The 22,564-nt window shown below is 46.3% G+C and carries 23 protein-coding genes and 1 pseudogene; all 24 read left to right on the plus strand.

Annotation, left to right across the window (positions count from 1 at the left end; all coding sequences use genetic code 11):
* Positions 1-6: 6 nt before the first annotated feature.
* The 24 genes and pseudogenes from fliF (at position 7) to ACWA2B_RS23650 (ending at position 22,533) form a co-directional block, all read left to right on the plus strand.
* Positions 7-1,590 carry a flagellar basal-body MS-ring/collar protein FliF gene (fliF, locus tag ACWA2B_RS23535; RefSeq protein ID WP_013309886.1) on the plus strand — a complete coding sequence of 528 codons (1,584 nt, stop codon included), beginning with the start codon at positions 7-9 and terminating at the stop codon, positions 1,588-1,590.
* A gap of 11 nt (positions 1,591-1,601) precedes the next feature.
* Positions 1,602-2,618, plus strand: a complete 1,017-nt coding sequence (fliG, locus tag ACWA2B_RS23540; protein WP_013309887.1) for a flagellar motor switch protein FliG — start codon at positions 1,602-1,604, stop codon at positions 2,616-2,618.
* Positions 2,611-3,446, plus strand: a pseudogene (locus tag ACWA2B_RS23545) (FliH/SctL family protein). The gene fliG and the pseudogene ACWA2B_RS23545 overlap by 8 nt, the downstream one beginning before the upstream one ends.
* On the plus strand, positions 3,433-4,752 hold the full coding sequence (fliI, locus tag ACWA2B_RS23550) for a flagellar protein export ATPase FliI (protein ID WP_029516991.1): 1,320 nt from the start codon (positions 3,433-3,435) through the stop codon (positions 4,750-4,752). The pseudogene ACWA2B_RS23545 and the gene fliI overlap by 14 nt, the downstream one beginning before the upstream one ends.
* Before the next feature lie 10 nt (positions 4,753-4,762).
* Positions 4,763-5,206, plus strand: coding sequence for a flagellar export protein FliJ (fliJ, locus tag ACWA2B_RS23555; protein WP_029516992.1), 444 nt, complete (start codon positions 4,763-4,765; stop codon positions 5,204-5,206).
* 47 nt (positions 5,207-5,253) lie between these two features.
* Positions 5,254-6,237, plus strand: a complete 984-nt coding sequence (locus ACWA2B_RS23560) for a magnesium transporter MgtE N-terminal domain-containing protein (protein ID WP_023988189.1) — start codon at positions 5,254-5,256, stop codon at positions 6,235-6,237.
* Positions 6,238-6,263: 26 nt separating this feature from the next.
* Positions 6,264-7,724, plus strand: coding sequence for a flagellar hook-length control protein FliK (locus tag ACWA2B_RS23565; RefSeq protein ID WP_449292669.1), 1,461 nt, complete (start codon positions 6,264-6,266; stop codon positions 7,722-7,724).
* A gap of 19 nt (positions 7,725-7,743) precedes the next feature.
* On the plus strand, positions 7,744-8,277 hold the full coding sequence (locus tag ACWA2B_RS23570; protein WP_318626667.1) for a flagellar hook capping FlgD N-terminal domain-containing protein: 534 nt from the start codon (positions 7,744-7,746) through the stop codon (positions 8,275-8,277).
* Positions 8,274-8,654, plus strand: coding sequence for a TIGR02530 family flagellar biosynthesis protein (locus ACWA2B_RS23575; protein ID WP_039274704.1), 381 nt, complete (start codon positions 8,274-8,276; stop codon positions 8,652-8,654). Before ACWA2B_RS23570 ends, ACWA2B_RS23575 begins: the two co-directional genes overlap by 4 nt.
* 103 nt (positions 8,655-8,757) lie before the next feature.
* Complete coding sequence (gene flgF, locus ACWA2B_RS23580) at positions 8,758-9,567, plus strand: flagellar basal-body rod protein FlgF (protein WP_318626666.1); 810 nt, start codon at positions 8,758-8,760, stop codon at positions 9,565-9,567.
* A gap of 60 nt (positions 9,568-9,627) precedes the next feature.
* Positions 9,628-9,852 (plus strand): flagellar FlbD family protein, encoded by a 225-nt coding sequence (locus ACWA2B_RS23585; RefSeq protein ID WP_013309896.1) that lies wholly within the window; start codon positions 9,628-9,630, stop codon positions 9,850-9,852.
* Complete coding sequence (locus ACWA2B_RS23590; RefSeq protein ID WP_023988194.1) at positions 9,849-10,322, plus strand: flagellar basal body-associated FliL family protein; 474 nt, start codon at positions 9,849-9,851, stop codon at positions 10,320-10,322. The genes ACWA2B_RS23585 and ACWA2B_RS23590 overlap by 4 nt, the downstream gene beginning before the upstream one ends.
* 43 nt (positions 10,323-10,365) lie before the next feature.
* Positions 10,366-11,364, plus strand: a complete 999-nt coding sequence (fliM, locus tag ACWA2B_RS23595) for a flagellar motor switch protein FliM (RefSeq protein WP_029516998.1) — start codon at positions 10,366-10,368, stop codon at positions 11,362-11,364.
* Positions 11,354-12,664 (plus strand): flagellar motor switch phosphatase FliY, encoded by a 1,311-nt coding sequence (gene fliY, locus ACWA2B_RS23600; RefSeq protein WP_029516999.1) that lies wholly within the window; start codon positions 11,354-11,356, stop codon positions 12,662-12,664. Before fliM ends, fliY begins: the two co-directional genes overlap by 11 nt.
* Before the next feature lie 29 nt (positions 12,665-12,693).
* Positions 12,694-13,059, plus strand: a complete 366-nt coding sequence (locus ACWA2B_RS23605; protein WP_010346372.1) for a response regulator — start codon at positions 12,694-12,696, stop codon at positions 13,057-13,059.
* Positions 13,060-13,071: 12 nt separating this feature from the next.
* Positions 13,072-13,605 carry a flagellar biosynthetic protein FliO gene (locus ACWA2B_RS23610; RefSeq protein ID WP_029517000.1) on the plus strand — a complete coding sequence of 178 codons (534 nt, stop codon included), beginning with the start codon at positions 13,072-13,074 and terminating at the stop codon, positions 13,603-13,605.
* Complete coding sequence (gene fliP / locus ACWA2B_RS23615; RefSeq protein WP_449292670.1) at positions 13,602-14,357, plus strand: flagellar type III secretion system pore protein FliP; 756 nt, start codon at positions 13,602-13,604, stop codon at positions 14,355-14,357. The genes ACWA2B_RS23610 and fliP overlap by 4 nt, the downstream gene beginning before the upstream one ends.
* A gap of 37 nt (positions 14,358-14,394) precedes the next feature.
* Positions 14,395-14,664, plus strand: coding sequence for a flagellar biosynthesis protein FliQ (fliQ, locus tag ACWA2B_RS23620; RefSeq protein ID WP_007430038.1), 270 nt, complete (start codon positions 14,395-14,397; stop codon positions 14,662-14,664).
* Positions 14,665-14,674: 10 nt separating this feature from the next.
* Complete coding sequence (gene fliR, locus ACWA2B_RS23625) at positions 14,675-15,460, plus strand: flagellar biosynthetic protein FliR (RefSeq protein ID WP_023988198.1); 786 nt, start codon at positions 14,675-14,677, stop codon at positions 15,458-15,460.
* On the plus strand, positions 15,460-16,572 hold the full coding sequence (gene flhB / locus ACWA2B_RS23630; RefSeq protein ID WP_049816971.1) for a flagellar biosynthesis protein FlhB: 1,113 nt from the start codon (positions 15,460-15,462) through the stop codon (positions 16,570-16,572). The genes fliR and flhB overlap by 1 nt, the downstream gene beginning before the upstream one ends.
* 23 nt (positions 16,573-16,595) lie before the next feature.
* Positions 16,596-18,629, plus strand: a complete 2,034-nt coding sequence (flhA, locus tag ACWA2B_RS23635) for a flagellar biosynthesis protein FlhA (RefSeq protein ID WP_016820963.1) — start codon at positions 16,596-16,598, stop codon at positions 18,627-18,629.
* A complete protein-coding gene (gene flhF, locus ACWA2B_RS23640; RefSeq protein WP_029517002.1) occupies positions 18,626-20,068 on the plus strand; it encodes a flagellar biosynthesis protein FlhF in 1,443 nt (480 codons plus the stop codon). The genes flhA and flhF overlap by 4 nt, the downstream gene beginning before the upstream one ends.
* Positions 20,065-20,952: a MinD/ParA family protein gene (locus ACWA2B_RS23645; protein WP_029517003.1), complete on the plus strand. Its 888-nt coding sequence runs from the start codon at positions 20,065-20,067 to the stop codon at positions 20,950-20,952. Before flhF ends, ACWA2B_RS23645 begins: the two co-directional genes overlap by 4 nt.
* Positions 20,953-20,982: 30 nt before the next feature.
* Entirely contained in the window at positions 20,983-22,533 is a 1,551-nt protein-coding gene (locus ACWA2B_RS23650; protein WP_029517004.1) for a chemotaxis protein CheB, read from the plus strand.
* The last annotated feature ends 31 nt before the right edge of the window (positions 22,534-22,564 follow it).

The raw sequence follows: 22,564 nt of genomic DNA on the forward strand, positions 1-22,564 counted from the left end.
GACGGAGTGAATGAGAGAATCGCCCAATATCGGGATAAGATTTCCGGGTATTGGAATAATTTTAGCAAAAAACAGAAGATATTACTTGTTTCGACATTAGCATTCATCATTATCGCTGTTGTAGTGCTAACGATGCAGTTTACCAAAACCGAGTATGAAGTGGCTTTCCGAGATTTAAATGCTAACGATGCTGCCGGAGTCATTAAATATCTCGATTCTGCGGGTATACCGTATCAACTTAATGCTGGTGGGACACAAATCTCAGTCCCAACCGCTAATGCGGATAAGGCGAAGGTAGATGTTGGGTCTCAAGGCCTGATTCAGAAGGGTTCAATCGGCATGAGCGCTTTTGACCAGTCCTCCTCTGCCATTGGCATGACGGAGAACGAGTTCAATGTGAAGTACAATAATGCATTGAACGGCGAAATACAGCAACTGTTGGAACGGATGGATGGTGTCCAAAGCTCCAAAGCTGTCATTAATATGCCAAAGGAAAACATTTTTGCCGGACTTGAGGAAAAGGACAAAGCCTCCGCTTCGATTCAAATGGAATTCGAGCCTGGCTTTACTCCAAATCAGCAGGCGATCGATGGATACTTTAATCTGGTAAAAACGGCAGTACCGAATCTTCCAGTGGAAAACATTACGATCACTAATAAGGAATATGAGTTGATTCCAACAGCCAAGGGCGGCCAAGGTGGGCTCACTAGTGGTGTTCAAGAAAACATGGCTCTACAGAAGAAGTTTGAGAGCGATGTAAGGAATAATGTTCAACAATTTTTGTCGAAAATTGTTGGAGACGACAAGGTAAATGTACTTGTGATGTCCCAGCTAAATTTCGACAAAGTAACATCAAAGGAACAAATGGTCACACCTGTTGACCAAACGAAAATGAAGGGTATTGAAATTAGCGCCCAACAAATTCAGGAAAGCTATACAGGTAGTAGTGGACAAACCGGAGGAGTTGCAGGAACAGGAACACAGGATGTTCCGGGCTACCCCGGAGGAGCTAATTCCGGCAATACCAGCTCAGATAAGAGCTCAAGTACGATTAACTACGAAGTTAACCGAATTGCAAGGGATATTATCCAAAGTCCGTATACTGTAAAAGATTTAACCATTAATGTAGCAGTTGAACCACCAACAGGTCAGCAAACGTTGGATACTGCAACTCAGACAGCAATTCAAAATATTTTGGTTAATATCGTAAGAGCGTCGTTGGCGAATTCTGGTACTACAATTACAGACGCTGATTTGGCTAAGAAGGTTTCGGTGTTCTCACAAGCAGTTCCGGCGCCTGCGAGCACAAATACATTCTTCTCAGCTTCCAACCCTTGGCTATGGGGCATCGGAGCTGCTGTTCTGGCACTGCTGGCGGGTGTAATCTTCCTCATCGTACGCGGTCGTCGTAAGCAGGAAGAAGAGTTGGATGAAGAATTGCAACTTATGCCAACGCCGACGGAGTTCCCGTCTATTACCATGGAAAGTGTGACAAATGAAAGTCAAGTGCGTAAACAGCTTGAAAGTCTGGCGAAAAAGAAACCCGACGAATTCGTCAATCTGCTTCGTACATGGCTGGCTGACGAATAGAGGTGAGTTCATTGGCAAAGGCAAGCAGTCAAGGTTTAACGGGAAGACAGAAAGCAGCTATACTTCTGATCACAATGGGACCAGAGGTATCTGCTCAAATATTCAAGCATTTGCGTGATGAGGAGATCGAGCAACTTACATTGGAAATTGCCAATGTGCGGAAGGTCGATGCCATTGAGAAGGACTCCATCATGGCCGAGTTTCATCAAATTTGTTTGGCTCAGGAGTACATTTCCCAAGGCGGTATTAATTACGCTAAAGAAATATTGGAAAAAGCACTCGGATCGCAAAAAGCAGTTGAGGTCATTAACCGTCTAACAGCGACGTTACAGGTAAGACCCTTCGATTTTGCCCGCAAAGCTGATCCAAACCAGATATTGAATTTTATACAGAATGAGAATCCGCAAACGATTGCTCTCGTGCTTTCGTACTTGCAATTCGAGCAGGCGGCTGCAATTCTGTCGTCTCTGCCACAGGAAAAGCAGGCAGATGTGGCCCGGCGTGTCGCTGTCATGGACAGTACATCTCCGGAAGTTATTTCCCAGGTGGAACGAGTGTTGGAGCAAAAGCTGTCTGCAACCGCGACGCAGGATTATACGAATGCAGGTGGTATCGAGTCCATTGTTCAGATTTTGAATGGCGTAGACCGCGGAACCGAACGTACGATTCTCGACTCGCTTGAAATTCAAGATCCAGAACTGGCTGAGGAAATTAAGAAAAGAATGTTCGTGTTCGAGGATATCGTCAATGTGGACAACCGTTCCATTCAGCGCATTGTCCGCGATATCGACAATGCAGATTTGCAATTGGCGCTTAAAGTATCCAGTGAAGAAGTACGTGATGTGATTTTCCGAAATATGTCGAAACGTATGGCAGAAACCTTCAAAGAGGAAATGGAGTACATGGGACCGGTGCGGTTGCGTGATGTGGAAGAAGCACAGACACGTATCGTATCGACGATCCGCAGATTGGAAGAGGCCGGTGAGATTATAATCGCACGCGGCGGAGGAGATGACATCATTGTCTAACTTGATTAAATCTTTCCAATATGTTCCTGTAGAGGCTTTGAAAACAATTGATGTGGCACATACGTATGCGCCAGAAACGACGGACGAAGAAATCACAACTGAATATACGGAGCCGGAGCCTCAGCGAGATCATGAGGCTGAACGGCTACGGGATGAAATGCTGAAAGATGCTAAGGATTTTGCCGAACGTCAGGTTCGCGAGGCAGCTGAAGAAGCGGAACGGATGCTTCAGGAGGCGCAGCAGCAGATTGAAGCTGGTGGCAGGAGCGACGCGAGCATGACGATCAGCTGACTCAGTCGTTAAAGGCTGATGGGTTTCAGCAAGGATATGAAGAAGGTCAGAAGCTGGCTGAGGCCGAGCTTCAGACGAAATCAGAGCAGATGATGGAAGAAGCACAGGATATTCTACGTCAGGCCTATGAGATAAAGGAACAACTAATTCAGGAAGCTGAGCCTTTTCTGGTTGAACTGAGTAGTGCTATTGCTGAGAAGGTCATTGAGAAACAGCTTAGCCTTGAGCCGGACTACACGATAGAATTAATTCGTAAAAATTTGGCTCGTAAGCGGGAAAAAGGAACCATTACATTGTGTGTGTCGCCTCAGCATTTCGCATTTGTGCAAGGTGCACGAGAAGAATTGTCATTAACTGTCGATTCGCAGGCAGAACTGCAAATTATTCCTGATGGTACCGTGAAAGATCGCGGTTGTGTTATCCGTTCTTCTTTTGGGAGCGTGGATGCGCGGATTGATACGCAATTAGCTGAGATCAAAAAGGAACTACTGCGTCTGGCACATGAGAATGAGGAGCGAAGACATGAAGGGGCTTAATACGCAGCGCTACATGGATCATTTGCGCCAGCTGGACCCGGTTCGGGTAAATGGCAAGGTTACGCAGGTTATCGGCCTGATGGTTGAATCGGAAGGTCCAGATGCCAGTATCGGGGATGTTTGTTACATTTATCCGGGTAAAACGGCAAAGCCGTTGCAAGCGGAGGTTGTAGGCTTCAGGGACAATAAAGTGCTTCTAATGCCACTTGGAGAACTGCAATCCATTGGTCCCGGTTGTGATGTAGTAGGAACAGGGAAGCCGTTGAATGTGCAGGTCGGGTCGGAACTGTTAGGCAAGGTGCTGGACGGCTTGGGTCAGCCTCTGGATGGCTCATTGATTCCCTCGCGAATGGCGAGATATTCAACCTTCAATATTCCGTCCAATCCGCTGAATCGTCCGCGTGTGCAGGAACCAATCAGTATCGGGGTGCGCGCTATTGACGGGTTGCTTACTATCGGTAAAGGACAACGGGTTGGTATTTTTGCAGGTTCGGGTGTAGGTAAAAGTACCTTGATGGGAATGATTGCCCGTAATACGGAAGCTGATGTGAATGTAATCGCCTTGATCGGGGAACGTGGACGCGAGGTGCTGGACTTTATTGAACGGGATTTAGGTCCGGAGGGACTAGAACGTTCCGTGGTCATTGTGGCAACTTCCGACCAACCTGCGTTAATCCGTATTAAGGGTGCACTTATTGCAACGACGATCGCGGAATATTTTCGGGACCGCGGGTTGAATGTCATGCTGATGATGGATTCAGTTACCCGGTATGCGATGGCCCAACGTGAAGTCGGCCTAGCCGTAGGGGAGCCACCGGCAATGAGAGGGTACACACCTTCCGTGTTTGCTAGTCTACCTAAGCTTCTAGAACGTGCAGGGACAGGCCCTACTGGCTCCATAACCGCTTTCTATACGGTACTGGTCGATGGTGATGATATGAACGAGCCCATCGCGGATGCGGTGCGCGGGATTTTGGATGGACACATTGTCTTGAATCGTGGAATTGCGAACAAAGGACATTTTCCGGCAATCGATGTGTTAGCGAGTATTAGCCGGGTTATGAAGGATATCGCACCACGAGATCAGATAGACGCTGCCGAGAACATTAAGCGCTTGATGGCCATTTACAAAGATTCGGAGGACCTGATTAATATTGGGGCCTATCAGCAGGGTTCAAATGCAGAAATTGACGAATCCATGGAGCGTATACGGGATATATGGGATTTTACAAGACAAAGAACAGATGAAAAGGCTGAGCTGGACGAGGTAAGAGAGCGTTTGATTTCTGAATTTACGAGGAGATGAAGGTTGAACGATGAGATTTCAGTATTCCTTTCAGAAAGTTGTAGACTTGAAAACCAACGAAAAGTCACAGGCCGAATGGTTGCTTTCCAGTGCTGTTGGACAATTGCAGGCTGAGGAGCAGACATTAACACAGCTTGTAGGCGAAAGGAATCGAGTCATATCAGCCATTCAAAAGGCTGCCGAGGATTGCGCACCACTCTCTACCATTCAGGAATTACAGGCTTATGTTAATCATCTGGACCAATGTATTACACGCAAGCATAGGGATGTTCAATATGCGCAGCAAAATGTGCAAAGCAAACAAACCGTTTTGACCGATAAAATGCTGGATGAACAGGTTTGGCTGAAAGCGAGAGAGAAGGCCAACGTGAAATTCCAACAGGAAGTGCTCCTGCGCGAGCAGAACGAGCTGGATGAAATGGCTTCCGTGCGATTTGCCATGAAAGCCCGGTAAGCGGAAAGTCATAGGATACGCATATCAGCTGCCTGAGGAGGAAGACGATGGCACAGAAGTTAGCAGAAAATGAACTGGATATGGATTTAGGAAAAGAATCAGGCGGGGGATTTGAACGGTTTATGTTTTTCCTGATTCCGATTGTGTTCACAATCGTTCTGGTCGGGGTCCTGCTTACATTGTTCAATATGGACTTCAGAAGCGAAATGATTTCATTAGGGAACAAAATACCAGTTGTTAAAAATTGGGTACCTGAACCGAAAGATAAGGCTACACAGACGAAAGAGGCAGATCAAAAGGCTCAGTCCGAAAGTTCTGAAGCAACCATTCAGCAGTTAAAGGCAGATCTAGCCAAGCAGACGGAGGAGCTTAAAAAGGCTACCGCTGCTAAGACGACACAAGATAAAAAGGTTACTGAACTGCAGAATCAGGTCAATACGCTCCAAACGCAACAGGAACAGCAGCCACAGGCCAGTCAGCAGGGACAGGCTGGTACGCAAACTACAGGTGGAACAACAAATGAAGATCCTTATGTAAAACAGGCCAGAGATCTTGCTAGTATGTATGAAGGAATGACAGCTAGTAAAGCGGCACCGATTATGGAGAATCTGACTACGGAAGAGACTGTGCAGCTGCTAAGCTACATGGACCCTGCCAACAGTGCGAAGATTTTGCAAAAGATGGACGCTAAAAAAGCAGCCGATATTACTATGGCTCTGAAAAACGTAACGCCATCTACGGATTTGTCAGTTGCTGCGTTGCAGTCTCGTCTGAAAAAGGATCAAGGTACCACAGCTGGCACGACGAGTAAGAGTTTGCAAAGCACTCAAATCAGTAGCACATTTGCTTCCATGGACAAGAAGAGCGGTGCCGAACTTATTTTGCAAACTTACAAAATCAGTCCAGACAAGGCATTAAACATATTAAATACAGTAGATGATTCGACACGTGGTTCTTTACTACAAAATATGTCTGCCAAGGATGCGGCTCAGACCGCAAAAATTTTAAACAAACTGATGGGCAGTAAGTAATTTAAATGAAGGGAGGTGAAAAATAAATGACCCTTATTTCTCAAAGTGTATCGCTCGGCTCCAGTCAGACAGCTAGCAGTACAACGGCCTCAACAACGACTACAGCCACAGCTGCTGGAGCAACCACGGGTGCTTTTAATCAAACACTTACGCAAATGATGACAGGCGGGCAAACGGGCTCAGCAGGCACAGATGCGAACGGTTCTCCATTAGTTATGGTACTCCCGCTTATTGCGACTGGAGAATCCACGGAAGCTCCAACGGAGTCGCTGGTCGAAACACTGGCTCCTTTGCTGCAGAATCTCGAAAAGTTGGATGATCAAGTAGCTGCCGATCCTGCTCTGCTTGCAACTCTGCAAGCTTGGATTCAGCAAGTACAACAGTTTTTGCAAGGCGACGGAACAAATCAACAGTTAAACGGTGGAGAAACGACAGAGGCGACAGGCTTAACAGCCTTGGCAGCCAACCCGGCTACTCTTCGATTTGCATTGCAGGACGCTTTGTCACAACTTGCCAATGTAGCAGAGCAGGCTTCTGGAGACCAAAAGTCCCAGGTGACACAGTTGCTACAATCGCTCCAAAGCGCAACGGCAGGTACGGGAGCAATTTCCGATGAGCAGTGGAATGGTGTAATGAAAGCTGTGGAACTTGCTGATGGTGGGGATTCACAAGCAGTTCAGCCTTCTGCAAATCGAACAAATGGTACTCAGACCGTAGCTACAGCCACTACAGACAAACAGGTTGTTGCTTCTCAGCAGCAAGCTAGTCAAGGCAAAACTAATCAACAAGGTTCAGAAGGGCAACGTTCATCAACTAATATTCTCGTTCAGTCTGCAGTTAAGACGACTGCAACGGATGAAGCGAGTGCATTCGTAGATGCAACTGAGCAAGCGGATTCGACAGCAACTGACAATCAGACTCCAGTGATCACGACTGCGGGACAGCTTTCGGTACAAACGCAAGGAACAACACCTTCGGCTCCGGCTCAACCAGTCGTACATGTGCGGCAATTTGCCAAGGAGATGACCGAATTTGTAGTGCAGAAACTTGACATTGTAAAACACACTGGCTTGACGGAAGCGACTATCATGCTTCGTCCAGATCATCTGGGCCAGCTGGAGGTTAAGCTGATAATGCAAAATGGTCATCTGGTTGCCCAGTTCATGACTGAGCATAGCGGAGCGAAGGATTTGCTGGAACAGCAAATGTCGCAGCTGCGTTCGAGTCTCCAGAGCCAAGGTATCCAGGTGGATAAGGTAGAAGTCACGCACAATGAGTCGCTTTCCTCCCATATGTATCAGGATGGGCGCGGATCTGGAGCTAATCAGCAGCAGCAGCAATCCAATCAACGTTCCAAAGCTCGTGGTAGAGAAGAGAGCGAAGATGCTATGAAGGTAGCTGAAATGGCAGAGGAACTCCGTAACTGGACAGCAGAACAACGTGCAGATGATATAAATCGGACAGGCTCCTTTACAGCACAAGCGTAATGATGGAGGTGAGAACACAATGACGACGACAGACAACAATGTATCCACCAGCAACGTCTGGCCGAATTACAATGTGAACAATGTCAAAACGGCGAGTGCTAAGGATACTAAGACTATGGGTAAAGATCAATTTCTGAAAATTTTGATCACCCAGCTACAAAATCAGGATCCGATGCAGCCTTTGGAGGATAAAGAATTTATCGCTCAAATGGCCCAGTTTTCCTCAGTGGAACAACTGATGAACATTTCTACGCAGTTGAATGCATTGGGACAGTCTTTGGGTACGGCTTCCGGTTTGATAGGAAAAGAAGTCAGCTGGATTGAGGCAGGTAAAAAAGACTCCATCACAGGTGAAACAGGTGCGGGTACCGTAAAAAGTGGAATCGTGGATTCTATCGTTATTCGCGACGGTGTGCAGTATGCCAAAATGGGAGCGGCTGAGGTGGCATTAAAAGATGTAACATCAGTGAGTCAGGCTAATACAACGACTCCCGCTACAAATACATCGGATACTTCATCTTCTTCCTCTACTGGAAGCGGTGAGAACTCATGAATGATAGAATGACGGTCGGACGCCTTTTTCCCGCCAACGTGCCCCCGGCAGCAATCTCACAAAACCGAGTAAATTCGGTATCCAAGGATGCCAGACCGTTCGGTCAGGTGTTGCAGGAACAGGTGCTCAAGCTGAGCAACCATGCAGCCAAGCGTCTGGAGCAGCGGGGAATAGAGTTGAGAAGTGACCAAATGGCGAAAATCAACTCTGCTGTGGATAAAGCAGCTGCCAAAGGCGCCAAAGAATCATTGATTTTAATGCAGGATATGGCTTTGATTGTAAGTGTACCTAATCGAACAGTTGTTACCGCGATGGATAAGAAGTCCATGGAGGATAACGTATTTACGCAGATAGATAGTGCTGTAATTATTTCATAAAAATGTATATGGAGTGGCTGGCCCGAATAGGAAAGCCATGAAAAAGCCGCGGATCGACTGATGCGGTCAACTAAGCAACCAATCAGAGGAGGATTTATACTCAATGTTGAGATCAATGTATTCAGGTGTATCGGGCATGAAGGGCTTTCAAACAAAGCTGGACGTTATCGGTAACAACATTGCAAACGTAAATACTACAGGCTTCAAGTCCAGCCGAGTGATGTTCAAAGATATCTTGAGCCAAACCAGTTCGGGTGCAAGTGCGCCTGACGCTACGACAACTGCAGGTCAAAATGCCAAGCAGGTTGGTCTAGGGGTGTCCGTCAGCTCAATTGATACCCTGCACCTTCCGGGTAGTGCAATGACTACCAATAATCCGACGGATTTGCGGATTAACGGTGACGGATTTTTCCTGATCAAAATGAATGATGCACAGGAAGTCCCTTATCTGACTCGTGCGGGTGATTTCCACATAGACGCAAACCGAAATCTGGTTACTGCAGATGGATTTTTTGTAGGAGATGCGGGTGGAGATCCAATCACACTTGCTGACAATGTTACGGCAGTCTCTATCTCGCAGGATGGTACGATTGTACAGCAGCTGGATGATGGTACAGTAGATAATGGCACGCAAATTGGTATAGCCAGAGTTACAAACCCAGAAGGTTTGGAGAAAATTGGAGGCAGCCTGTATCGTACAACGGTCAACTCCAACATTGATGCCATTGAGCCAGGAGCAGCCAACTCAGAGGGCCGTGGAGCTATTATCGCGGGTCAGCTGGAAATGTCCAACGTTGATCTGACAGGCGAATTTACCGAAATGATCGTAGCTCAGCGCGGATTCCAAGCGAACTCGCGTATCATTACGACCTCGGATGAAGTGCTTCAGGAAGTTGTAAACTTGAAACGATAATCTCATTTAAACGCGGAGGAGTAGAGGCTCCTCCGCACCTATCAGGAGGTTGGTATTACGATGATCCCGTTAACGCGGCTGAACGGCTCGCCTATGTGGCTTAATGCGCTGCTCATTGAGACTGTGGAGGAAACACCGGATACATACGTCACTTTGGTGACGGGGAAACGGTTGATTGTATTGGAAAAAGCGGCAGATGTCGTCTCCTTGATCAAGGGTTACAGCCGTGAAATCGGCATGCATGCCGCCACGATAAAAGTGCAACAAATGGAGGAAGACGAATGAAGAAGATGCTGCCATGGCTCATTACAATTTTACTCGCGATTACTTTGATTGCAGGCGCGGCCTTTGTACTTATACCAGCGCTTAGCGGGAAGAAGTCGGAAGTCATACCGAATGCGCAAGCTGCTCAGGCAGAACAACTTCCAAGATTGTCAGCAGATGAATTGGTGGAAGTGAGCTCTGAAATTACCGGTATCAAAACAAATCTGGCAGACGCAGATTACATTGTTCAGATGAACCTATCTTTTCAATTGAACGATGCCAAAGCAAAAGAATCTTTTGAAAAAATCAAAGACATCAGTATTAAGCCCATCGTTATTCAATTACTTGCAGACACCAAACCTGATGAGCTCAGAACGGCTAAAGGCCGGGACCAGTTCAGTGACAAGCTGACGGATCTCATCAACAAGTCGCTCCCTGAAGGTCACCTGGGGAACGCCAAAATTACAGACTTTTTGCTGGCAGCCATTTGATTCCAGGTGAACTTGTCAGGAACACGTAAGGGGGTGAATAACATTGGTGGATGTACTGTCACAAGGGGAAATTGATGCCCTTTTAGCAGCTCTTTCGTCCGGTGAAATGGATGCGGAAGAACTTAAAAAGGAAGATACCCAAAAGAAAGTTCGCGCTTATGATTTCAAAAGAGCGCTTAGGTTTTCCAAGGATCATATACGGAGTCTGACGCGGATACACGAGAACTTTGCACGGTATCTGACCACATATTTTTCAGCGCAGCTTCGTACTTTTGTCCAAATTAATGTCGTTCAGGTGGAGCAACTTCCTTATGATGAATTCATTCGCTCCATTCCGAAAATGACCATTCTAAACATTTTTGAAGCTGAACCGCTGGAAGGCCGTATGGTGCTTGAGGTTCACCCGAACGTTGCTTATGCCATGTTGGACAGGCTTCTCGGAGGAACAGGTTCGGCACCGTCAAAGGTTACTGCGTTGACCGAAATCGAGACGACGATTATGGAGCGAATTTTCAGTCGTACCTTTGATAGCCTGCAAGAGGCTTGGAAAACGGTACTGGACATTGAACCGCGCCTAGAGGCGATGGAAACAAATCCGCAGTTCATGCAGATTGTCTCGCCGAATGAAACGATTGCTCTGATTTCGCTTAGTACCAAAATTGGTGATACCACAGGGATGATTAACCTCTGTATCCCGCATGTGGTATTGGAACCTATTATGGCTAGACTGTCCACGCACCAGTGGTTTACATCCGAAAAGAAATCAAGGGCGCCCGAAGAGATTGACGCCTTGAGATTACGGGTCACCAAAGCAGAGCTCCCTATTATTGCGGAGTTGGGTGAATCCCGGATAAATGTAGCCGAGTTTCTGGGTCTTTCGGTCGGGGATGTCATTTCATTGAACAAACCTGTCAAAGAAGGACTATCCATCCGGGTAGGCGAGAAATTGAAGTTTATGGGAAGTCCCGGCATGGTAAGAGATCGTGTTGCCGTACAAATTGATGAAATTGTCAACGAAGGAGTTGAAGAAATTGACGAGTAAAGACTATTTGTCCCAGGAGGAAATCGATGCCTTGCTGAAACAGTCTGAAGCGGGGACGGATTCTACTCCCGCAGGCAAGACCGTTGACGATTTTCTGACTCCTCTGGAGCAGGATGCTCTCGGGGAAATCGGTAATATAACGTTCGGCAGCGCAGCTACGGCTCTTTCCACACTGCTCGGTCAAAAGGTGGATATTACGACACCTAAAGTTTCAATTATTACCCGTTCTGAATTTGAAACTGCATTTCCAAAGCCACACGTAGCTGTACATGTAAATTATGTCGATGGATTCGAGGGTATTAACTCACTCGTAATCAAAAAGCGTGATGCACAAGTGATAGCGGACTTAATGCTTGGTGGTGAAGGAAACCCAGCAGATGAAGAATTGAATGAAATCCACATTAGTGCTGTGCAGGAAGCGATGAACCAGATGATGGGATCGTCGGCGACCTCAATGTCTACTATGTTTAATCGTTTTGTTAATATCTCTCCACCGGGGATTGATATTTTGGATCCTATGCACGGTGATGGAGTATCCAGTCTGCCGGATGAAGAGACGCTCATCACAGTCTCCTTCCGGTTATTGATCGGGGATCTTATTGACTCTACGCTGATGCAACTGTTACCTGTTAATTTCGCCAAAAAAATGGTGAGCATCCTAATGAATGGCGGAGAGGATGAAGAACAACCGCAAGCGTCTGCACAGCAGGTAGCTGCAACAGCTGCTCCCGAAGTGCCGCAACAAGCTAGCGTTCCGCAGCAACCGCCTGCACCAGCCTATCAACAGCCACCTGCAGCCGCGCAGGCGCCGCAAGACGCAGGCTATGGACAACAACCGCCAATGTATCCTCAAGACCCGGGATATGGGCAGCAGGGCGCTCCAGGCTATGGAACACCGGGTTATGGAATGCCAGCTGGTGTACCGCCGCAAGCTCCTTACGGAACGCCTCATCACTACGGCGCAGTACCGGGACGTAATGTAAATGTACAACCTGTACAATTTTCTAACTTGCAGTCCGGTGCATTTGCGCAAGTGGATGAAAACAATTTAAATTTATTGATGGACATTCCCCTTAGAGTCACCGTAGAATTAGGAAGGACCCAAAAGCAAATTAAAGATATTCTGGAGCTCTCACAAGGTTCAATTATTGAACTAGACAAGCTTGCTGGGGAGCCGGTGGACATTTTGGTAAACAACAAACTGATTGCCAAGGGCGAGGTTGTCGTAATCGACGAGAACTTTGGTGTGCGCGTAACAGATATTGTAAGTCAATGGGACCGTATTCAAAAATTACAATAAAAGCATAATTTAGGGAGGATTTATTTCAGATGGCAAACCGTATTTTGATCGTGGACGATGCTGCATTTATGAGAATGATGATTCGGGACATCCTGTCCAAAAATGGATTTGAGGTAGTAGGAGAGGCCCAAGATGGATCACAGGCCATTGAAAAATTCAAGGAGCTTCGTCCGGACCTGATTACGATGGATATCACGATGCCTGAAATGGACGGCATTGCCGCTCTGAAGGAAATCAAACAAATTGACGCGAATGCAAAGGTTATCATGTGTTCCGCGATGGGTCAGCAAGCAATGGTTATTGATGCCATTCAAGCTGGCGCAAAAGATTTTATCGTTAAGCCTTTCCAATCGGATCGGGTTATCGAAGCCATCAACAAAACACTGGGTGTCTAAGGCGCACCCAGTATGGATACACAACAGGGTGCCTCTGACGCATTGAGTACATCCAGCAATATAGGCAACATTGCCTGGGTCCTTTTCGTGCTAATCTTTATCATCGTACTGATCGTGTACTTGATACGGTTTTTGAGTAAAAGAAATCAGAGCTGGTTCAGCAACCGCTCCGTTCGCATACTGGGAGGCGTGGGACTGGGTCCCAATAAATCCCTTCAGCTTGTTGAAGTAGGTAGCAGTGTGTACCTCATTGGTGTGGGAGAAGATATCCAGCTTGTTGACAAAGTATCCGATCCTGAAGAAGTGGAGCAAATTTTGGCCGCACTGGAGCAGGAAGCTTCTCTGCAGCGCGGCCCGATTGCCCCGCTATTCGCTAAAATTGCGGATAAGCTTCGCCGGAACAACGCGGCACAGCAGCAGCCTGAAGAGGAGACATCTTTTCACGAGATGTTTGAATCCAAGCTTCGGCAAATGCCGAATCGCAAGGATAAACTTGAAAAGCTGCGCAATGAGGAGAATACTACAGATCGGTCGGGAGATTCATGAGAAAAAAGATTATACTTGCATGTTTGCTGCTTGTCTTATTCAGCTTCATTTCGGTGACGGCGGCCTCTGCGGAACCGATTCCGAACATTGATATTCAAGTCGGCAATTCGGACAAAGGACAGCCCGGTGCCACCTCGCTGTCTATTATTTTACTTATTACTGTCATTAGTGTAGCGCCCGCGTTGCTTGTACTTATGACAAGTTTTACGCGAATTGTGATTGTGCTTGGCTTTGTGCGAACTTCGCTGGGAACCCAGCAGATGCCGCCTAATCAGGTGCTTGTTGGACTGGCTTTGTTTCTCACTTTATTCATTATGGCACCGACGTTCTCAGCTATGAATGAAACTGCGCTTCAGCCGTATCTCAAGGGGGATATAACACAGTCTCAGGCGCTGGACAAGGCATCGGTACCGATCAAGACCTTTATGTTCTCTCATACACGTGAGAAGGATCTACTGCTCTTTATGAAATACACCAAGATGGAAAAACCAAAGAATTATAAGGATATTCCACTAACGGTGATGGTTCCGGCTTATGCAATCAGTGAGTTGAAAACGGCCTTTCAGATGGGCTTTATGATTTTCATACCATTTTTAGTTATAGACATTGTAGTGTCGAGTACACTCATGGCTATGGGGATGATGATGCTACCACCGGTAATGATTTCACTTCCTTTTAAAATACTGCTCTTTGTACTTGTAGATGGTTGGTATTTGGTAGTCAAATCGTTGCTTCTAAGTTTTAACACATGAGTACTTCATGCAAGGACAGCAATCAAGGAGGACGGCAATGACTTCGGAGTTTATTATTTCCCTGGCTGGGCAAGCGGTGTACATTGTACTCAAGGTGAGCGCTCCGATGCTGATTTTGGGGCTAGTCGTGGGTTTGATTATCAGCATTTTTCAGGCGACAACCCAAATTCAGGAGCAGACACTGGCCTTTGTTCCGAAGATTGTCGCCGTATTGCTGGCATTGCTTTTGTTCGGGCCTTGGATATTGACCACATTAGTGGACTTTACGTATAACATTCTGGACAATTTGTACAAATATATAGGTTAGGCTGAATGTTATGAACATATTGTTACAAAGTTTTCCTGTTTTTTTGCTGATTTTTTGTCGGATTACCTCATTTTTTGTAGTAGCGCCTATTTTTTCGACCCGAGGTGTACCTAATATCTTTAAGGTCGGAATTTCAGGATTTCTTGCTTTGGTCGTGTATCTTACATATGGTACGCATCAACAGGTACCGACCGATGTAGCGTATGTGCTGTTAGTGGGCCGTGAAGTGCTGATTGGGTTGTTATTGGGATTTACTGCATATCTGTTCATGACAGCGATCCAAACCGCAGGTTCATTTATAGATTTACAGGTGGGGTTCGGAATGGCGAGTGTGTTTGATCCCATGACAGGGGCTTCAACGCCTTTAACAGGGAATTTTAAGTTTGCCATAGCTGTATTGTTCTTTTTAAGTATAAATGGGCACCATCATCTGCTAAATGCTATCTTATACAGCTATGATTGGGTACCGTTGACAAATGATTTTTTTGTAAAGCTGTATGGTGGCAGTGTAACTGAATTCCTGGTACGTTCTTTTGCGGAATCATTTATGCTGGCCTTTCAAATTGCTGCCCCCATTGTAGTAGCTACCTTTTTAACGGATGTGGGACTCGGTTTTTTAGCTAAAACAGCGCCACAATTCAACATTTTTGTCATTGGTGTACCTCTTAAAATTATTGTGGGACTGTTCATGTTACTGCTTCTCATGCCAAGTTTTGCTTTTATATTCGAAAGATTGTTTTCTGTGATGTTCGAATCCATGCGCAACTTGTTGGATATTATGGGTAATCGTCCTTAATATCTGGTCTGGAGGAACGTAGTTTGTCATTTAAATATGCTATGAACCTGCAGTTGTTCTCAGGGGAAAAAACGGAAAAAGCTACACCCAAAAAGAAACAGGATGCAAGACAAAAAGGGCAGGTTGCAAAAAGCATGGAGTTGCCCGCCGCTGGTGTCCTGCTGGTTACGTTTTTTTGCCTCATGATTTTCGGCGGGTATTTTAAGGACCATGCGGTTCGACTATTTCGAGATATTTTTGTGAATCGGCTTTCTATGGAGGTAACGCCGAACACAACGCTGCTGATGATGGGCGAATATGGTGTGCAAATTTTGATTATGTTGGCACCTATTTTTATTGGGGCCATTGTCATTGGGATAGCAGCGAATTACATGCAGATCGGTTTTTTATTAACCGGAGAGGGCATTACGCCCAAGTTTAGCAAGATTGATCCGATTAAAGGATTCAAAAATATTTTTTCCATGAGGTCATTGGTTGAATTCCTGAAATCTGTTTTAAAGATGACCGTAATTGGTTATCTGGTGTACAGCGTACTCTGGAAAACAAAGGCTGACCTACCCAAACTGTCTGAAATGTCCGGCGATCAGATGTTGAGCTTTACAGCTTCATTAACGATGGAACTGGGGCTCAAAATTGGTGTGGTGCTGTTCGTTTTAGCGGTATTGGACTATATGTATCAACGTTATGAGCATGAGAAAAACCTGAAAATGTCCAAACAGGACATCAAGGATGAATACAAGAAAATGGAGGGTGACCCGCTGATCAAAGGGAAAATTCGCGAGCGTCAGCGCCGTATGGCTATGCAGCGTATGATGCAGGAGGTTCCTAATGCAGATGTCATCATTACCAACCCTACGCACTTTGCTGTGGCTTTGAAATATGACGGTTCGGAGATGGAAGCGCCGCAGATTATTGCGAAAGGGCAAGATTACGTTGCGCTCCGAATTAAAGAAATTGCCAAGCAAAACGGCGTTATAACGATGGAAAACAAGCCGCTGGCGCGGGCGCTGTTTCAAAGAGCCGAAATCGGGGATGCGATACCAGCTGATCTGTTCCAGGCCGTTGCCGAAGTGCTGGCGTATGTATATAAATTAAAAGGTAAAGTGAAATAAAGGGATCGGAGGGCTAGAGACCCGTGAAAATAAAAGAAATAACTGTCCTTGCAGGCGTCATCGGTATCGTTCTTATGATGATTCTCCCGATCCCATCATGGCTGCTGGATATCCTACTCGTCATTAATATTTCTATTGCTTTAATGATTCTACTCGTTTCTATGAATACGAAGGAAGCTTTACAGTTCTCTATTTTCCCTTCATTGCTGCTCATTACAACGCTATTTCGTTTGGCACTTAATATCTCTACAACCAAACTTATTTTAGGTGAGGGCCATGCAGGGGAAGTAGTTGCTACGTTTGGTAGTTGGATTGCAGGAGGGCAAATTGCCGTCGGTTTTGTTGTCTTTCTCATTCTCGTGGTCGTACAGTTCATTGTTATCACCAAGGGATCTGAGCGGGTTGCTGAGGTAGGCGCACGGTTTACATTGGATGCAATGCCGGGTAAACAAATGAGTATTGATGCGGATCTGAATGCAGGTTTGATCAATGAGCAGCAAGCCCGTGAACGACGCAGTAAAATCGAACGGGAAGCAGATTTTTACGGAGCGATGGATGGTGCGAGTAAATTCGTTAAAGGTGATGCCATTGCTAGTATTATCATTTTGATCATCAACTTGGTCGGTGGCTTTATTATCGGTATGGCCGTTCAGGGAAAAGGATTTCAAGAGGCGCTGTCGACTTATTCTGTCCTCACCATCGGTGACGGACTGGTCAGTCAGATACCCGCACTGCTCATATCCACGGCGTCAGGCTTGATTGTTACGCGGGCTACGTCAGATGGCAACTTGGCAGAGGATTTAACTGGACAACTCTTTTCTTATCCAAAACTGATCTACATTGTGGCTGCCACAATTGCATTATTAGGGCTTTTCACACCTATTCATATCATTACAACTCTTCCACTGGCGATTCTGCTGTTTTTTGCGGCTCGAAGAATGCAGGGCAATATGGAGCGCAAGCAGATAGCCGATGAACAGCTGGAAGAGGAGCAACAAATTGAAGAAGTCCGTAGTCCGGAAAGTGTCATTAATTTGCTTCAGGTAGATCCAATTGAATTTGAATTTGGATACGGGTTAATTCCGCTGGCGGATACACAGCAGGGCGGGGATTTATTAGATCGGATTATTATGATCCGTCGTCAATGTGCTTTGGAGCTAGGTCTGGTTGTGCCGGTCATTCGTATTCGGGACAACATTCAGCTCAAGCCAAACGAGTATGTAATTAAAATTAAAGGTAATACCGTGGGCGGCGGAGAGCTTCTGTTAAATCATTACCTGGCTATGAGTCCGGGATACGACGATGATTCTATTACAGGAATCGAAACGACGGAACCAGCCTTCGGATTGCCTGCGCTCTGGATTGATGAGAACACCAAGGATGTTGCGGAATTATCTGGTTATACCGTAGTTGATCCACCTTCAGTTGTAGCTACTCATCTTACGGAGACGATCAAGAAACATGCTCATGAGTTGCTTGGCAGACAGGAAACACGGTCGCTGGTCGACAATCTCAAAGAGAATTATCCAGTGCTGGTGGACGACCTTATTCCTTCTGTGCTTGCGATTGGGGATGTACAAAAAGTGCTGGCCAAGCTATTGAAAGAAAAAATCTCCATTCGCGATATGGTGACTATTTTCGAAACACTAGCTGACTACGGTACTTATACAAAAGATCCCGACGTGCTGACTGAATATGTCCGTCAGGCGTTGTCCCGTCAGATTACGCAGCAATTTGCCCAACAAGGGGAGACGTTACGCGTTATTACAGTGGGACCAGGATTGGAGAAGAAAATTGCTGAAAGCGTGCAACAGTCGGAGCAAGGTAGCTATTTAGCTCTAGACCCGGTGTCAACGCAAACGGTGTATCAAAGAATGATGGAGCAAATCAACCGTCTCATTCAATCTGGACAGCAGCCTATTGTGTTAACGTCACCGACAATACGTATGTATTTGCGGCAAGTGATGGAGCGGACGATGCAGGATGTCCCAGTGCTGTCGTACAGTGAGCTGGAGCCGAACGTTGAAATTCAAAGTGTCGGGGTGGTGAACTTATGAGAGTGAAACGATATGTAGTGGATACCATGCCAGAAGCTATGCTGCAAATCAGGGGTGACTTAGGAACAGACGCCGTCATTTTAAGTACAAAGGAAATGAAGGTCGGCGGTTTCATGGGAATGTTCAGTAAAAAGAAAATCGAAGTGGTAGCTGCGGTAGAGGAGAAGCAACCTCAAAAGCCACGACGTTTTGGACTATCTTCACAAGAGCTTGCCCAGGCGGCTTCATCTTCAATGAATGCTCCTGAACAGCCAGAAAAATCATTTATGCCTGTGGTTCCCAGACAAGCTGCTCCAGAAGCTTATCGGCGGGTAACGCAGATGACGGGTGGTTCCAAAGAAGAACAAGCTGAATTAATGATCGATGCAGAACAAGCAGCTTCAGCAACTGAGCATTTGTCATCTAGGTCTGCTAATAATCTGGAGACTACGTCTCAAGCACTTGATCATGAAGCATTACTTTCGAACATGAAATCATCCAGTGAACTGTTTAAACAGCCCATTGAAGCAAGCGTTCCAGACAAGAGCGGAGCGGAGGAAAATCAGGCTCTGCTTAATGAATTGCGGGAAATGAAGACTATGATGACTCGGTTTTCCCGAAACTCTTCAATGGAAAGTACTTGGCCGGAGCCGCTGCAAGAGATTTGTGAGCGTGTGCTGGAACAGGAAGTGGAACGTGATTTACTGGAGTATTGGCTCGAACAGGTATATGTGCGTCGGAGCGAGCACCCTTTTGCGCCTGAAACTTTCGATTGGGAACAAGCCTTTCGTGAGGAAGTGGCCAGTTTTATTCAGACAAGACTGGACAAAGGGATCTCCAAAGATACCAAAATTGTGTATGTGGCAGGTCCTACCGGAGTAGGGAAAACAACAACCATTGCCAAGTTAGCAGCAGAACAGTTGTTTAAGCATCATCGCAAAGTTGGATTTATTACTTCTGACACGTACCGGATTTCAGCCGTCGAGCAACTGCGAACATATGCTACGATTTTGAATGTACCGCTTGAAGTTGTGCAATCTCCCGGTGACGTCCACAGAGCCATTCAACGGCTGGAACATTGTGACCTGATCCTCATGGATACCGCAGGACGAAATTATCGTAATGAATTACTTGTTTCGGAACTGCAAAGTCTGCTTTCGCCTATTAATGAAAGTGAGACGTATCTGGTACTCAGCCTGACATCCAAAAGTAAAGATATGCTCAATATAACTGGACATTTCAGCAAGTTTGGTCTCGGTAAGGTTGTATTTACTAAGATGGACGAGACAGGTAGCTGCGGTGGAATGTTTAATCTTTTGCATCAATTTCCTATGCAGCTGGCCTATATTACCAATGGACAAAATGTTCCTGATGACCTGCTTCATCCCGATACAGAAATGGTCACAAGCATGCTGCTTGGACCCAAAACATCAACAGGAGTTAACGGAGATTCCATATGAGTGACCAAGCCCAATCACTTAGACAAATGGCTTCTTCCTTGGATAAATATCGATTGCCCCCACGTAGTCGTCAAGCAAAAATTATAACGATCACCAGTGGTAAAGGCGGGGTGGGCAAATCCAATTTCACGCTGAACTTTGCTCTTGCTCTGCAATCCCTTGGTCGAAGGGTACTTGTGTTTGATGCTGATATAGGTATGGCCAATATTGATGTATTAATGGGAGCCAATTCACAATACAATCTTTTACATCTGCTAAAACGTGAGAAATCAATTGATGAAATTATTCAAACGGGTGTAGGTGGTTTGCCTTATATTGCTGGAGGATCGGGTTTGAGCGAATTGTTTACGTTATCGGATGACGATCTGAATTATTTTGCCGAAGAAGTAGAGAAAATGGCGGCAGATATGGATTATATTCTATTTGATACAGGTGCAGGTTTATCCAAAGAAAACCTTAAATTCATCACTTCAGCTGACGAATGCCTGGTTGTAACTACACCGGAACCTACGTCCTTAACAGATGCGTATGCGCTAATTAAAGTCGTCAGCGGTTTGCAAAAGGATACGGTATTCAAAATTATAGTCAATCGTGCCGATAACGATAATGAGGCCCGTCAAGTTGCCGATAAGATCGCACTGGTTGCGAAACGCTTTTTGGAGATCGATATCCCGTTGCTTGGACATATCAGTGATGATACTCATGTCATGCAAGCAGTCAAAAGGCAAGTACCATTTATGGTTGCTTTTCCGGGATGTGCGGCTTCAAGAGATGTATTGAATCTGGCACACCGTTTTGCAGCAATGCCACAGATTCCGCAATCAGGTGCATTGAGTGGAATTAAAGGGTTTATGCAAAAATGGTTGCGGCGTTCTGTACATTGATTTTGATGAGAGGAAACAGAGGTGTTTAACATGTGTGCTTACCGGGTGCTGGTTGTAGATGATTCGGCCTTTATGCGCAAAATTATTACAGATTTAATTGTAAGGGATGAGTCGTTCAACATCGTAGGTACAGCCGCCAATGGCAAAGAGGCTGTAGAGAAAGTGAAGGAATTGCAGCCCGATTTGGTCACCATGGATGTCGAGATGCCTGAAATGAATGGTCTTGAAGCATTGCCATTGATTATGGCAGCCCATCCGCTACCTGTAATTATGCTGTCAGGCATTAATGAACAAGGCATGAAGGAGACCATCATGGCTCTGGAGGCAGGAGCTTTCGATTTTATAAGAAAGCCTTCCATCGCTCATGCGCAAGATATTGAGCAAGTGAGTAAGGCGCTGCTGGAACAGATGCACACTGCTATGCAAGCAGTGCGGAGTCGTCTGGAGCGCAAGGAAGCTAATGAGCGCAAAGCTGCATTGGAACAAGCGAAAAAAACGCCACAGCAAAAGCCTCCAGGACAGGCTGTGACTGAGAAGCGATCAGGCAGTCAAGCTTCGACAGACAAGTCTCCTGTTGTTCCGCTTGCTCCTTCACCTGCTGTATCAGCTCAGCCGAAGCGTGATGTTGGCAAGTCCGCCCCGGCAGTAGCCAAGCAGGAAACTAAACGACAACAGTCTGGAACATCTGTTACAGCGGGGCGCATAGAACAGCAGCCAGCTGCTCAGCCAAGCAATAAGTCAGTCCAAGCACCTACTGTTCAGAAGAAGGAAGATTTGTCCAAGGGGATAGGACGAACACCAGGGCAACTAAACAGTACTACTACGGCCGCTGGCAAATCGCTGCATGGTAAGGATAAAGCAGGCTTGGTTAAGCCGGAGCCCCATAAGACGGTGATTTCATCAGCTACTCGTACTCCTGCGGCTGCTACGCCTCCAGTAGCGGCACCTACAGTTCCTGCCGCACCTAAGGGATTGTCACTTAAAAAAGGTGTGCACACGTCCAACTTTCGCAAACTAGTGGCGGTGGGATGTTCTACGGGCGGTCCGCGGGCGCTTAAGACGCTGTTGGAACGCATTCCTGGTGATTTTCCTGCTCCAATCGTTATCGTTCAGCATATGCCGCCAAACTTCACTCGTTCGCTGGCACAACGCTTAAACACGTTAAGTCCACTCCGAGTTGTGGAGGCTGAGCAGGGAATGACGTTGGAGACTGGAACGGCCTACATTGCCCCAGGGGGATATCAACTAAGAATTGTACCAGGAGCTGGTGGTAAATACACTGTGTCACTGAAGACGGAGGAAGCTCGCAATGGTCACCGTCCTTCCGTAGATACGATGTTTGAATCGTTGCTCTCGTTAACCTCGTTGGAGCGGCATCTAGTATTGCTCACTGGAATGGGGAGCGACGGGGCCAAAATGATGAAGAAGCTTTATGATGCTGGGGTACAATCCACATTTGCTGAAAATGAGGAAACTTGTGTAGTGTACGGAATGCCCCGCTCAGCAGTAGAGTTAAAATGTGTGCGTCACCTTCTGCCAATGCAGGAGATCGCCCCCAAGCTTGTACAAGTTGTGAAATAATCGGAGTGTAACTCATGGAGGAGGTGTCTCA

The organism is Paenibacillus sp. CMM36, assembly GCF_053570945.1.